10 protein-coding genes are annotated in these 12,763 nt (G+C 66.6%); 4 read left to right on the top strand and 6 right to left on the bottom strand.

Annotated elements, in window-relative coordinates:
* From V6Z91_RS02830 to V6Z91_RS02810, 5 genes are all read right to left on the bottom strand, one after another.
* Complete coding sequence (locus V6Z91_RS02830) at positions 1 to 726, bottom strand: 2OG-Fe dioxygenase family protein (protein ID WP_338766436.1); 726 nt, start codon at positions 724 to 726, stop codon at positions 1 to 3.
* Positions 727 to 836: 110 nt separating this feature from the next.
* Positions 837 to 2,876: a TonB-dependent receptor gene (locus V6Z91_RS02825; protein WP_338766434.1), complete on the bottom strand. Its 2,040-nt coding sequence runs from the start codon at positions 2,874 to 2,876 to the stop codon at positions 837 to 839.
* Positions 2,877 to 3,043: 167 nt separating this feature from the next.
* Complete coding sequence (locus V6Z91_RS02820) at positions 3,044 to 3,535, bottom strand: DUF6702 family protein (protein WP_338766431.1); 492 nt, start codon at positions 3,533 to 3,535, stop codon at positions 3,044 to 3,046.
* Positions 3,535 to 6,081 (bottom strand): M1 family metallopeptidase, encoded by a 2,547-nt coding sequence (locus tag V6Z91_RS02815; RefSeq protein WP_338766428.1) that lies wholly within the window; start codon positions 6,079 to 6,081, stop codon positions 3,535 to 3,537. The genes V6Z91_RS02820 and V6Z91_RS02815 overlap by 1 nt, the downstream gene beginning before the upstream one ends.
* A 270-nt stretch (positions 6,082 to 6,351) precedes the next feature.
* A complete protein-coding gene (locus tag V6Z91_RS02810) occupies positions 6,352 to 6,813 on the bottom strand; it encodes a MarR family transcriptional regulator (protein WP_338766426.1) in 462 nt (153 codons plus the stop codon).
* A 131-nt stretch (positions 6,814 to 6,944) separates the two neighbouring features.
* Here V6Z91_RS02810 and V6Z91_RS02805 point away from each other — a divergent pair, with 131 nt between their 5' ends.
* From V6Z91_RS02805 to V6Z91_RS02790, 4 genes are all read left to right on the top strand, one after another.
* Complete coding sequence (locus V6Z91_RS02805; protein ID WP_338766424.1) at positions 6,945 to 7,280, top strand: hypothetical protein; 336 nt, start codon at positions 6,945 to 6,947, stop codon at positions 7,278 to 7,280.
* Positions 7,281 to 7,429: 149 nt separating this feature from the next.
* Positions 7,430 to 9,703 carry a CHASE domain-containing protein gene (locus V6Z91_RS02800; RefSeq protein WP_338766421.1) on the top strand — a complete coding sequence of 758 codons (2,274 nt, stop codon included), beginning with the start codon at positions 7,430 to 7,432 and terminating at the stop codon, positions 9,701 to 9,703.
* Between the two features lie 242 nt (positions 9,704 to 9,945).
* A complete protein-coding gene (locus tag V6Z91_RS02795; protein WP_338766420.1) occupies positions 9,946 to 10,758 on the top strand; it encodes a formate/nitrite transporter family protein in 813 nt (270 codons plus the stop codon).
* A 6-nt stretch (positions 10,759 to 10,764) separates the two neighbouring features.
* Positions 10,765 to 12,498, top strand: a complete 1,734-nt coding sequence (locus V6Z91_RS02790; protein ID WP_338766418.1) for a bifunctional protein-serine/threonine kinase/phosphatase — start codon at positions 10,765 to 10,767, stop codon at positions 12,496 to 12,498.
* Positions 12,499 to 12,517: 19 nt separating this feature from the next.
* Here V6Z91_RS02790 and V6Z91_RS02785 read toward each other — a convergent pair whose 3' ends face one another.
* Positions 12,518 to 12,736: a hypothetical protein gene (locus V6Z91_RS02785; RefSeq protein WP_338766415.1), complete on the bottom strand. Its 219-nt coding sequence runs from the start codon at positions 12,734 to 12,736 to the stop codon at positions 12,518 to 12,520.
* Positions 12,737 to 12,763: the final 27 nt, after the last annotated feature.

Below are 12,763 nucleotides of genomic sequence, written 5' to 3'. Positions count from 1 at the left end.
CTATGTACCGCCCTGGAAGCCGCCGGCCCGGTACGTGATCACCAGCGTGTCGCGGTGCCCATGTTCGCCCAGCGGCTGGATCGGCGTCGATTCGTGGATCACGGTCGCATCGTCCAGCAGCAGCATCGTCCACGGTTCGGTCATCGTGAAGCGCTTGCCGTTCGGGCCCTCGGCCTCGAAGATGCGCGTCTCGCCGCCCTTGATGCCATGCCGGCCGACCAGGATGACGGCAACGAAGTCGACGCCGTCGCGGTGCGCGCCTTCCGGCGTGGGGCGGCCGATGCCGTCGGCCGTGTCGATGCGGAACTGATGGGCTTCCACATACCACGCCGGTTCGCCGCGCACGGCGGTGAACAGCCGGCCCAGCGCCGTCAGCAAGCCTTGCCAGCCCGGCGCGGCCACCGTTTCGGGCAGCACGGGTTCGAACATGCGGTGCATGCCCCCGTGCAGCGCGTTGTACTCCACACTCTGCCAGTGGGCGCGGTGGGCCGTCTGCGCCAGTTCGGCGTCACGCTGCACGAAGCAGGAATGGCGGCGGCGGCGGTAGCGGCCGCCATCCTTCAGGTAATTGTCCAGTTCCAGGCTGTCCCAGCTCGGCGCCAGCGCGTCGAGCTGCGCCAGCGGCGTGCCGGACAGCGCCGCCACGTCCGGCGGCGCCAGCAGCGCCCAGCCTTGCGTGCGCAGCGCCTCTTTGACTTGTTCGATGGGAGTGAACTGGGGCGTCATGACGGACCTTCGATGGCTTGTAAATATTGTCGTATTGTACGACTTCGATCCGTGGTGCGTCAGGCTGGACATTCTGCCGATACTGAAAACCGATGTACGACACCAGCGGATCAGAACGTGTAGTTGAGCGACAGCCGCAGCGAGCGCGATTCGATCGGGTGGAAGTGATAATCGTCCACCGGCGCCGCCTCGCCCTTCAGCCGCGAAGCATAGTAATAGGTGATCGCCGCGTCGCGCCGGTCGGTCAGGTTGAATGCTTCGAGTTCCACGTGCAGCCGGCGGTCGACCTGGAAGGCAAGCCGGCCGTTCAGGGTCAGCGTCGCGTCGGAGCGGATCGAATCGTCTTCCACCAGCGGGCGCGGGCCGAACCAGCGCAGCCGCAGCGCGCCGGACCACGGGCCTTCCGGCGTGAAGGTGGCGGCCAGTTGCGCCACGCCTTCCACGGCGCCGGGTATGCGGTCACCGGCCGGATCGGCATCGCGGTAGCGGCCGCGCGCATAAGCCAGGTCGGCGTCCAGCGCCAGCCACTTGAACGGCTTGTAGTAACTGGAAAATTCGACGCCGTGGCGGCGGCTCGGGCGGCCCGCCTCGGTGGTGCCCGCATCGCCGACGAAGACCAGTTCGGAATCCATGTCGAGCCGGTACAGCGACAGCGACGTCTGCAGGCCCCGCAGCCATTCGCTGCGCACGCCCAGGTCCAGGCCGCGCGTGCGCGCGAGCGGCGTCACCCGGTCGACCGCCTCGTTCGTCTTCGGGTCGACGGCGATCACGGTGCCGCGCGCATCGTTGCTGTGGAAGCCCGTGCCCGCGTTGACGTAGAACTCGGTGCGCGCCCACGGCCCGAAGACCAGGCTGACCGATGGCGACAGCATCGTGTCGTTCGCCGTGCCGGTATTGGCCGCGCGGTCGCCGGCCACGTCGAAGCGGTAGTGGTCGGCACGCAGGCCGGCCACGCTGCGCAAGGCTGGCATCCAGCGCGTCTGGTTCTCGATGAACACGGCGCCGCTCGTTTCCACGATATGGTCCTGGCGCGTGGTGCCGATCACCTGGCGCGCCTTGGTGCGCTGCAGGCCGTTGTGGATATTGTCGTTCTGCGCCGTCGCGCCCACGGTGGTGGCGGAGGCGGACACGCCGTTGGCATCGTGCGTGTGCCAGGTGTAGCTGGCGTCGACACCGGTCGTCACGCGCCGGTCCGGCTGCGCGAACTGGTCGCCGTTCACGGGATCGTCCATGAAGTAAGTGAAGTTCGAGAACAGCGCCAGCCGGTTGGCGATCGCGTAGGCGGAAACGCGCGCCGCGCCACTCTCGGTCGTGCGGGCCCAGGCGCCGGACAGGCTGTAGCGGTGCGCGCTGCCGCCATCGGTCGGGTCGATGGCGTCGAAGCGGCCCAGGGCGCCCGTGTCCACCGCGCGCTGCGGGATCTGGTCGGTGGCATGCCATTTGGCCCGGTAAGCCATCGCCGTCACATGGAAGCCGTTGTTCGCATACCCCTGGCTGTAGCGCAGCACGCCATTCACCTTGCGGTAGTTGTCGCCGCGCGTGAACGGGCCGTCGTTGTGCATCGTCTCCAGCGCATACAGCAGGCTGCCCGCGCCCAGTTCCGGTGAAGCGGCGACCAGGGCGCGGCCGTAGCCATGCTGGCCCACGGCGATGTTGGCGATGCCGCGCGTGAGGCGGCTGGCGTAGGCGATGTCGGTGCTGCCCGCCGAAGCGAAGTCGCCGGCCTGCGCCGAGTATGGTCCCTTGCGGTAGTCGAGCCGGGCGGCCAGCTCGGGAATCACGAAGTTCAGGTCCGTCCAGCCCTGGCCGTGCGCATGGCTGCGCTGGTTGACGGGCATGCCGTCGACCGTCGTGCGCAGGTCGGTGCCGTGGTCCAGGTTGAAGCCCCGCAGGTAGAACTGGTTGGCCTTGCCCTCGCCGCTGTGCTGGCTCACGACGAGCCCCGGCACGGCTTCCAGCAGCTCGCCGGGGCGGTACGTGGTGCGCGCTGCCAGCTGGCGGCCCGTCACGGTGCCTTCCGTGGCCGAGTCGGCGATGCCGAGCTGGCTGATGCGGGAGGCGTCGATCGTGACGCGGGGAAGGAAGGGGTCGTCCGCGTGGGCGGCGAGGGAGAGGGTAGCGAGGAGGGGGGCGAGGGTGGTTTTGTTCATTGTGGTGTAACGGGGAGCAGGAGCGATCGTCGGCGAAGGAAAACCTGTGTCGTACACCATTTCGAGCAAGCTCGAAATGGTGTACGACACGGGTGTTCTGCTGTCCAACAGTGGGAGCATGCGCGATCGGCATGCAAGCGGCAAGCGTCAATCGACGTATTGCCGCTTCAAGGCAGCCGCTGCTCCGCTTGCGAGGCGGTAAAGGTCAGCGTGGCCGCCGCCCGCCCGGCGCTGCCGCCGACATTGACGGTATTGATCTGCGCGGCCAGGAAGTCCGTCAGCACGCCATTCTTCAGTACTGCGCCGGCGGGCAGCGCGGTGCCGGGCACTTCCTGGAACACGGTCACGGTGTCCGCACTGGCCTTCACGCCCACCCATTGCAACGGCAGGGCACGGCCGTCCACGGTCAGCACGAAGCGCTTGTCCAGGTAGCGCCGCAGCGCTTCCTGGTCTTCCTCGGCACCCAGGTCGAACTGGCGGCCATACAGGTTCGCGAGCAGCGCTTCCACGTCGTGCGCGGTGTACGTGTGCACGATTTCCGTGTTGCCGGTGGCGGCGTTGTAGCCGATGTCGGCCAGGCCCATGTGGTAATTGTGGGCCGTGGCGGCGCCGCACAGCAGCGCCGCCGACAAGGCCACCCGGTGCAGCCAGCGCAACATCAGCGCTTCGGCTCCGCCGGGGCCGCCGGGGCCGGCAGGGCGGCGGGAGCTTGCGGTGCGGCTGGGGCGAGCTGTTGCGTCTCCGCCTGCTGCTTGGCCGCGGCGCCGTTGGCCGGGGTACCGGCATCAGCCGGCCTGGCATCGGCCTTCGCGCCCGCGTTTGCACCATTGTTGGCCGCCTCGTCACCCTTCAACGGCGCGTTGAAGTCCTTCATCATGTCGTTCGGCTTGCGTTCCATCTTGAACAATTCCAGGCGCGAAGGCGTGGCCTTGCGCGGCCAGGCATTGTTGCTGGTGTCGATGTCGGCCGTTTCCCAGAACGGGTCGTGCGTCAGGGCCGTCATCGGCTCGTCCGTCACGAGCAGCTTGGTGACCTTCTTCGGCGAGTAGCGCCACACCTCGGCCGGCACGCGCTCGATATATTTCTTGCCCGACTTGAGCGTGATTTCCAGGATCAGCGGCATCACCAGGCCACCCTTGTTGGTAAAGTCGACCAGGTAGATGTACTTGCCCTGCTTGAGCAGGTCCTTCTGCCACGGCTCCAGCTCGGCCAGCGCTTCGCGGTACTTGTTGCGGTCCGCGTTGGTGACGGTGAAGTCGTCGTGCTCGTTATAGAAGTCCTTCAGTTCCGGGTGCCGGTCGACACGGCGTGCCATGCCTTCGTTGCGCTGGTCCGTGACGGACACGGGTTCCTCCGCCTTGCGGGCGCGCTGCCAGGCCTTTTCGATCTCCGGGTCCTTCGTGTCGATATTGAACTCGGTGATGTTGTCCAGGCTGATGTCCACCGCGTCGGTGGTGTAGAACCAGCCGCGCCAGAACCAGTCGAGGTCCGTGCCGGAAGCGTCTTCCATCGTGCGGAAGAAGTCGGCCGGGGTGGGGCGCTTGAACTTCCAGCGGCGCGCGTATTCGCGGAACGCGTGGTCGAACAGTTCGCGGCCCAGGATCGTCTCGCGCAGGATGTTCAGCGCCGTGGCCGGCTTCGCATACGCGTTGTTGCCGAACTGAAGCAGCGACTCGGAGTTTGTCATGATCGGCACCTGGTTGGCCGAGCGCATGTAGGCGGTGATGTCGCGCGGGTCGCCGCGGCCGATCGGGAAGTCCTTTTCCCAGGCTTGCACGGCAAGGTATTCGACGAAGCTGTTCAAGCCTTCATCCATCCAGGTCCACTGGCGCTCGTCGGAATTGACGATCATCGGGAAGTAGTTGTGGCCAACCTCGTGGATGATCACGGCGATCAGGCCATACTTGGTGCGCTTCGAGTAGGTCAGCTCGCCGGTCTTCTTGTCCTTCGTCGGGCGCGGCCCGTTGAAGGAGATCATCGGGTATTCCATGCCGCCCACCGGGCCGTTCACGGAAATGGCGGTCGGGTAGGGGTAGTCGAAGCTGTACTTGTTGTACTGCTCGATCGTGTGGATGATCGACGCCGTCGAGTAGCGTTCCCACAGCGGATTGCCTTCCTTCGGGTAGTAGGACATGGCCATCACGTTCGTGCCATCCTTCCGGTAGCCCTGGGCATCCCAGATGAACTTGCGGGACGAGGCCCACGCGAAGTCGCGCACGTTCTTCGCCTTGAAATGCCACGTCTTGGTGGCCTTGCTGGCGTTTTTCTCGGCGCTTTCAGCCTCGGCCTGCGTGACGATCACGACCGGCTTATCCGAAGTGCGGGCCCTGGCCAGGCGGTCGCGCTGCGCCGCCGTCAGCACGTCGCCCGGGTTTTGCAGCTCACCGGTCGAGGCCACGATGTGGTCGGCCGGCACCGTGAGCTTCACATCGTAGTCGCCGAATTCCAGCGTGAATTCGCCCGAGCCGAGGAATTGCTTGTGCTGCCAGCCGGCCACGTCGTAGTAGGCAGCCATGCGCGGGAACCACTGCGCGATCTCGAACAGGGCGTTCTTGTCTTCCTCGAAGTACTCATAGCCGGCGCGGCCGCCCAGCACTTTCTGCTCATTGATCTTGTACGACCAGTCGATGCCGAACGTGACCTTGTCGCCCGGCTTCAATGGCGAGGGCAGGTCGATGCGCATCATCGTGCCGTTGACCACGTGGCGCAGCGGCGCGCCGCCGGCGGTGCGGATATTGGAGAGCTTGAAGCCGCCGTCGAATTCGCGGCCCGTCAGCACGCTGCGCAAGCCTTCGAACTTGGCGCCGCCTTCCTCGCCCTGCGGCTTCATCCATGCTTCGCGCGACGGCGCGGTCTGCACGCGGCGCGCGTCCGAACCGGGCTGGTAGATGTTCTGGTCCAGCTGGAGCCACAGGTAGGTGAGGGTATCGGGGGAGTTGTTGTGGTACGTGATCTGTTCCGTGCCGCTGATGCTGCGGTTGGCTTCGTCCAGTGTGGCGCGGATCGTGTAGTCCGCACGCTGTTGCCAGTACTGGTGCCCCGGCGCGCCCGAGGCAGTACGGTATTGGGTAGCGGTGGGCAGCAGCTCGTCGAGCTGGCGGAACTTGTCGTCGAACCTGGCGGCCGGCGGATCGGCGGCAATGGCGGAGGCAGCCAGGCCGAGTGCGGTCAGGCTGGCGGCGATGGTGATAGGCAGGCGCTTCATTGGGACCCCAGGGCAGTGAGGGTGCCGCGCCGTGCCGGGTCTGGCCGGGCGGAACTCCTTCGTGTTTTTGTGGAAACAGCCGGGGTATTCTAAGCGGGCTCGGCAGTGATTGCCGGCCTTCCAATTGTAACAATGCTGAAACATTGCCGAGGCCGGACGTCCGTGCCGGACGGGCGGACGCGGCGGGCCGCGCCATGAGCGCATCGGCAAGGAAGAAGGCCGGACGTCCGCTGTCCGGCCCTGCCGCCACGCCGTGGCTGCCGCGCTACGTCAGCTGGCGTCCGTCAGGCTGCCGCGCAGCGTGTCGAGGCGGCGTTTCAAGTCCTGCACTTCCTCCAGGCTGCAGTGGCTCGCGGCCAGCACGCAGCCGGGGATTTCCTTGGCCTGCTCGCGCAGCGCGTCGCCCTTGGGCGTGAGCGCGATGATGACCTGCCGCTCGTCGTTGGCGCAGCGCGTGCGCGTGATCAGCTCGGCCTGCTCCATGCGCTTCAGCAGAGGCGTCAGCGTGGCCGAGTCGAGGAACAGCTTTTCGCCCAGCTCGCTCACGGTCTGCTCGTTACGCTCCCACAGCACCATCATCACGAGGTACTGCGAATAAGTAAGGTCGAGCTTGCGCAACAGCTTGCGGTAGAGCTTGTTCATGGCCAGCGAGCTGGAGTAAAGCGCAAAGCACAGCTGCTGCTCGAGCTGCGGCACATGCGGGGCAATGGTGGAGGAATTCTTGGTGTCCATGCCTCGCAGTATAGATAGCGTGCGATCTAATTGCAACCTACTTTTGATGCCGCGAATATGCTTGCAAGCGATCCCTGATTTGGCTATCGTGGTCAGGCCCGCCTTTCCGATGGTGGGCCAGGAGGCTTCCAATGAATCGTGCAAGCAACCGAGCTGAATATCGAGCAAGCCCACATTCCACAGAACCTCGCCAACCGGCTGAGCAACGGTTCGAGCAAGCGCATCTCTACCTTGTCCAACTCGATCCACAGACGGTGGTCGACGGGGTGCGCTACGACGACACCTATCTAGCGGATGATATCCGTACCTGCGGCACCATGCGCGAAACCTGCCCCGTGTGTGCCGAAGGCCATCTGCAACTGGTGTTGCGACAGAAGAGCGTGCGCGTGCCGCACCTGTTCTGCCTGGAATGCACGCGCTGCTTTGGCGCCTTTCTCGAAGACGGCACCCCGGCCCTGATCGAGTAAATTCACCCGGCGCTTTCCCGCAAGGCGCCGTTTCACCGGCCGTGCCCCCAACTGCCGCCGGCTGTCCGGCAGCGTGGCCGTGCTCGCGGGTCGATTGCGCCCGGCCCCATGCTATAGTGGCTTGCGGAAAACAAGCATAAGCAGGGGACATGATGCGCGCACACGGTTACCTGGCCTTTGCCGTCGGGATCTGCCTGACCGCCTGGGCCTGCCTGTTCGCGATGGAGACGCAGGACCGGCAAGTCGCCGACCGCTTCCGCCACGACACGGACAAGGTGGCGCGCGATACCGAGGCGCGCCTGAAAACCTATTTCGACACGCTGCTGGCCATTCGCGGCACCTTCGCCGTGCATGGCACGATCAGCCGCGCCGACTTCCACCGCTACGTGGCCGAGCTGCACCTGGCCGAGCGCTATCCCGGCTTCCAGGCGATCCAGTGGGTGGTGCGCGTGCCGGAGGACGAGCTGGGCCGGCACATGGCCGACGTGCGCGGCGATACGAGCGTGGTACCGGCCGGGTACCCCGACTACCGGGTCCACCCGACGATCGTGCGGGGCGAGCACTTCCCGATCGTCTATACCGAGCCGATGGCCGGCAACGAGAACGCCTTCGGGCTCGACCTGGCAGCCCTGCCGGCCCACCTGCGCGCGCTGGAACTGGGGCGCGACAGCGGCGAACTGGTCGCCACCGAACGCATCACCCTCGTGCAGGATGCCAGTGGCCAGCCGGGCTTCATCGCCCGCCTGCCCGTCTACCGCAAGAATGCGCCGTTGGGGACGGTGGAGGAGCGCCGTGCCGCGCTGGTAGGCTTCGTGGCGATCGTGTTCCGCGTGACGGACCTGATGCGCGAAGTGATCGACCCGCAGATGCTGAGCCATCTGCACGTAGTGATCCACGATACCGGCTATGTGCAGGACGGCGCGCCGCCCGAACCCGTGATCGACGGCCTGCTGTTCGACAGCGCCGGCAAGGTGGGAGGTGCCCGCCCGGCGCGTACCGTCGTGCCCGGCCTGGTGTCGAAGGCGGTACTGACCGTGGGCCAGCGCCGCTGGCTGCTGCACGTGGAAGGCTATGAAGGCGCGCGCTATGGCCGGGACGGCGAAGTGGCCTGGCTGATCGGCGGCTGCGGCTTCCTGATCAGCGCGCTGATCGGCGTCCTGCTCGTGACCCTGCAGCGGCGGCGCGCGCTGGCGCACACGCTGCGGCACGCGCTGGAAGAGCAGCACGCGCTGCAGGACAGTGCCGTGGTCGGCATCGGCCTGTTCTCGGACGGGCGCATCGTGCGCTGCAACCGCGGCCTGGAAGAAATGCTGGGTTATCCCCACGGCGCGCTGGCGAACCGCTCGACGGCCACGCTGGTGCCGGAAGGACTGGACCCTTTCATCTGCGGCCCTTCCGGCCAGCGCATGCACCGCGAACTGGAATTGACGCGGCGCGACGGCGGCAGCATGTGGTGCATCGTCAACGGCCGGATGCTGGACCGGCAGGCGCCCGACAAGGGTTGCGTCTGGGTGCTGTGCGATATCAGCGACCGGCGGCGCACCGAAGCGGCGCTGGAGGACAGCCTGCGCGAGCTGGCGCAGCAGAAGGAAGAGGCGGAGGCGGCCCACCGCGAACTGTCCGAGGTGCTGGACCGGCTGCGGCAGGCGCAGGATACGCTCGTCACGTCGGAAAAGATGGCATCGCTGGGCGCCCTGGTGGCCGGCATCGCGCACGAATTGAATACCCCGATCGGCAACAGCCTGCTCACCGTCACGGCGCTGGCGGACATGGTGCGGGACTTCGAGCGCCAGGTGGAGGGCCCGGGCATCCGCCGCTCGGCGCTGGAGGCCCACCTGGCCGATGCGAAGACGGCCTGCAACATCATCGCCGGCTCGCTGGGCAAGGCGGCCGATTTGATCACCTCGTTCAAGCAGGTGGCGGTGGACCAGACCTCGGACCAGCGGCGGCGCTTCGGCCTGGCCGCGGTGGTGCACGACACGCTCGCCACGTTCGCCGCCCAGTTGCGGCGCGCCCGCTGCGAAGTCCGGGTGGACGTGCCGGATAACCTCGACTGCGACTCCTACCCGGGCAGCGTGAGCCAGGTGCTCAGCAACCTGATCAACAACGCGCTGCTGCACGCGTTCGACGGCCGGCCGCAGGGCACGATCACGATCGCCGCGCGCGCGGTGGGCGAGGACATGGCCGAACTGCGCTTCACCGACGATGGCGTGGGCATGAGCGGGCGCACGCTGCACCAGATCTACGATCCGTTCTTCACCACCAAGATGGGGCAGGGCGGCTCGGGACTGGGCATGAACATCGTCTACAACATGGTGACCGGCGTACTGAAGGGCACCATCCGTGTCGAATCCGCACCGGGCAGCGGCACGACCGTGGTGATCACGCTGCCACGCAATGTGGCCGATGCCGCGGCTGCCTGAGCGCGCGCACCACGATGGCCCGCCGGCCGGCGGGCGCCGAAACAACTCTATTCGATGGCTGCCCGGCGATCGTGCACGGCGACCCCGGCTGGTGCAGCGGCGCACCATCGCATGGCGCGGCGTGCCACGGCCGTGCATCCGTATGCATGAGCTGCCACTGTCGCGGTGGCAGGCCCGCTTCTTGCTCTTCCTCAAATAAAGAGCGCACAGCTCTTCGTTCAAAACATACAAGGGGAAAACACATGGCGTACCTGGTGCCTTCGGAATTCGTGACCAAGATGGTGGACGCGGGCGAATCGAAAATCTACATGGCCACGCGCGACGCGCTGATCCGTGCCTACATGGCCGGCGCGATCCTGGCGCTGGCGGCGGTGTTCGCCGTCAGCTGCACGGTCGCCACCGGCATTCCACTGGTGGGCGCGATGCTGTTCCCGGTGGGCTTCTGCATGCTGTACCTGATGGGCTTCGACCTGCTGACGGGCGTGTTCGTGCTCACGCCGCTGGCCTGGATCGACCGCCGCCCGGGCGTGACCATTCCGCGCATCCTCAAGCACTGGGGCGTGGTCTTCGTCGGCAACTTCCTCGGTGCCTTCACGGTGGCGGTGCTGATGGCCTATATGTTCACGTACGGCTTCAACACCGACGGCGGCAAGATCGCGCAGACCGTGGCGCACATCGGCGAGAACCGTACCACCGGCTACGCCGCCTACGGCGCCGCGGGCATGCTCACGCTGTTCATCCGCGGCATGCTGTGCAACTGGATGGTGTCGATGGGCGTCGTCGGCGCGATGGTCTCCACCACCGTGGGCGGCAAGGTGCTGGCGATGTGGATGCCGATCATGCTGTTCTTCTTCATGGCCTTCGAGCACTCGGTGGTGAACATGTTCCTGTTCCCGTTCGGCATGATGATGGGCGGGAATTTCACGATCATGGATTACCTGATCTGGAACGAGATCCCGACCGTGCTGGGCAACCTCGTGGGCGGCCTGGCGTTCACGGGGCTGACGCTGTACTCGACGCACGTGCGCACGGGCGCCAAGCGTAAATTCAACTGATCGAGCATGGCGGCCCGACTGACGCTGTCCATCGGCCAGCACACGGACCCGGGCCGCAAGAGCATCAACCAGGACTTCCACGGCAACTGCGTGCCGCGCGAGCCGCAGCTGTCCGTGAAAGGCGCCGCGCTGGCGGTGTCCGACGGCATCGGCAGCAGCGACGTGAGCCACATCGCCAGCGAAACGGCGGTGGCGGCCTTCCTCGAGGATTACTACTGCACTTCGGACGCCTGGTCGGTGAAGACCTCGGTGGAGCGCGTGCTGGCGGCCACCAACTCCTGGCTGTATGCGCAGACCCAACAGGGGCAGGGCCGCTACGACAAGGACCGCGGCTATGTGTGCACGCTGTCGGCAATGGTGATCAAGTCGAACACGGCGCACCTGTTCCACGTGGGCGATACGCGCATCTGCCGCGTGCACCCCGACGGTACGCTGGAACCCTTGACCACGGACCACCGCGTTTGGGTATCGCCGGGCCAGAGCTACCTGGCGCGGGCATTGGGCGTCGATGCCCACCTGGAGATCGACTACCGCAAGGTCGGCCTGGCGCCGGGCGACCTGTTCATGCTGGCCAGCGACGGCGTGCATGAACACGTGTCGGGGACCGAGGTGCGCGAAGCGCTGGCGGCCGCCGCCGACTTGAACGAGGCCGCGCGGCTGCTCGTGGACCGCGCCCTCGCCAATGGCAGCGACGACAACCTGACGGTGCAGCTGGTGCGCGTGGAAACGCTGCAGGCGCACGAGGCGGGCGAACTGCTGCAGCAGATGGCGGAGCTGCCCTTTCCTCCGCAATTCGAACCGCGCAGCGAATTCGACGGCTACCGCATCATGCGCGCGCTGCACGGCAGCAGCCGCAGTCACCTCTACCTGGCGCTCGACCTGGCCAGCGGCGAGAGCGTGGCGATCAAGACGCCGTCGATCGACCTGCGCGACGACCCGGCGTACCTGGAACGCTTCCTGATGGAAGAGTGGATCGCGCGGCGCATCGTCAGCCCGCACGTGGTCGAGCCGGTGGTGCACGAGCGCCCGCGCAGCTATGTCTACCTGGTGACCGAATACCTCGAGGGCGTGACCCTGGCCCAGTGGCTGCGCGACCGCGGCAAGCCGGACCTGGACGCCGCGCGGGGCATCGTCGGGCAGGTGGCGAAGGGCTTGCGCGCCTTCCACCGCCTGGAGATGCTGCACCAGGATATCCGCCCCGAGAACGTGATGGTCGACCGTACCGGTACCGCGAAGATCATCGACTTCGGCTCGGCCAGCGTGGCGGGCGTGCGGGAGATGGGGCCGGTGTGCGACAGCGCGTCCGGCGCGCCGGCCGGCGCGGCGCTGTTCGCAGCCCCCGAATACTTCCTCGGCGAGCCGGGCACCGTGCGTTCCGACGTGTTCTCGCTGGGCGTTCTCGCGTACCACATGCTCACGGGGCACCTGCCATACGACGTGCGCATCCCGCAGGCGAAGACCCGCGCCGCCCAGCGCAAGCTGGTCTATACCCCGGCGCGCGAACACGATCCATCGCTGCCGGCGTGGGTCGACGCGGCGCTGGAGAAGGCGGTTTCAATCGACCCGTCCAAGCGCTACGAAGACGTCGACGAATTCGTCTTCGACCTGCACCAGCCGAACCGCGCCTTCCTCGACCGCACGCGGCCACCGCTGATCGAACGCAGTCCCGTGGCATTCTGGAAAGGCGTGTCGCTGCTGTTGCTGGTGGCGCTGGTGGTCGACCTGGCGCTGCGGCGGTAGGTGTGTCGGGAGCGAGCCCTTAGTCCAGCCGCTCGACCGAGTTGTAGCGCGGCGTCGCCTCCTCGTGGAACAGGTCGCCGAGATACTCGGCCAGCTCGTCATCGGCCACGTATGCCGGCACAACGAAATCGGCTGGCCGGCGCTTGCCCTCCGGACCGAGATAGAACACCTGCCGGGCACCCGGGCGGCCAGTGACCGCGACGAGCTTGCCGAAGACCTTGAAGCGGAATTCCTGCATGGATCCTCCCTTGTTGGGGAAGTATAG

The organism is Massilia sp. METH4, from assembly GCF_037094685.1.
In the GTDB taxonomy this organism is placed as follows: Bacteria; Pseudomonadota; Gammaproteobacteria; order Burkholderiales; family Burkholderiaceae_D; genus Rugamonas.
This window is presented reverse-complemented; position numbering and strand designations above follow the sequence as displayed.

What these genes read in the sequence shown, in the direction of transcription:
- V6Z91_RS02830 (WP_338766436.1), bottom strand. Translation starts at nt 726, where the DNA reads ATGACGCCCCAGTTCACTCCCATCGAACAAGTCAAAGAGGCGCTGCGC.
- V6Z91_RS02825 (WP_338766434.1), bottom strand. Translation starts at nt 2,876, where the DNA reads ATGAACAAAACCACCCTCGCCCCCCTCCTCGCTACCCTCTCCCTCGCC.
- V6Z91_RS02820 (WP_338766431.1), bottom strand. Translation starts at nt 3,535, where the DNA reads ATGTTGCGCTGGCTGCACCGGGTGGCCTTGTCGGCGGCGCTGCTGTGC.
- V6Z91_RS02815 (WP_338766428.1), bottom strand. Translation starts at nt 6,081, where the DNA reads ATGAAGCGCCTGCCTATCACCATCGCCGCCAGCCTGACCGCACTCGGC.
- V6Z91_RS02810 (WP_338766426.1), bottom strand. Translation starts at nt 6,813, where the DNA reads ATGGACACCAAGAATTCCTCCACCATTGCCCCGCATGTGCCGCAGCTC.
- V6Z91_RS02805 (WP_338766424.1), top strand. Translation starts at nt 6,945, where the DNA reads ATGAATCGTGCAAGCAACCGAGCTGAATATCGAGCAAGCCCACATTCC.
- V6Z91_RS02800 (WP_338766421.1), top strand. Translation starts at nt 7,430, where the DNA reads ATGATGCGCGCACACGGTTACCTGGCCTTTGCCGTCGGGATCTGCCTG.
- V6Z91_RS02795 (WP_338766420.1), top strand. Translation starts at nt 9,946, where the DNA reads ATGGCGTACCTGGTGCCTTCGGAATTCGTGACCAAGATGGTGGACGCG.
- V6Z91_RS02790 (WP_338766418.1), top strand. Translation starts at nt 10,765, where the DNA reads ATGGCGGCCCGACTGACGCTGTCCATCGGCCAGCACACGGACCCGGGC.
- V6Z91_RS02785 (WP_338766415.1), bottom strand. Translation starts at nt 12,736, where the DNA reads ATGCAGGAATTCCGCTTCAAGGTCTTCGGCAAGCTCGTCGCGGTCACT.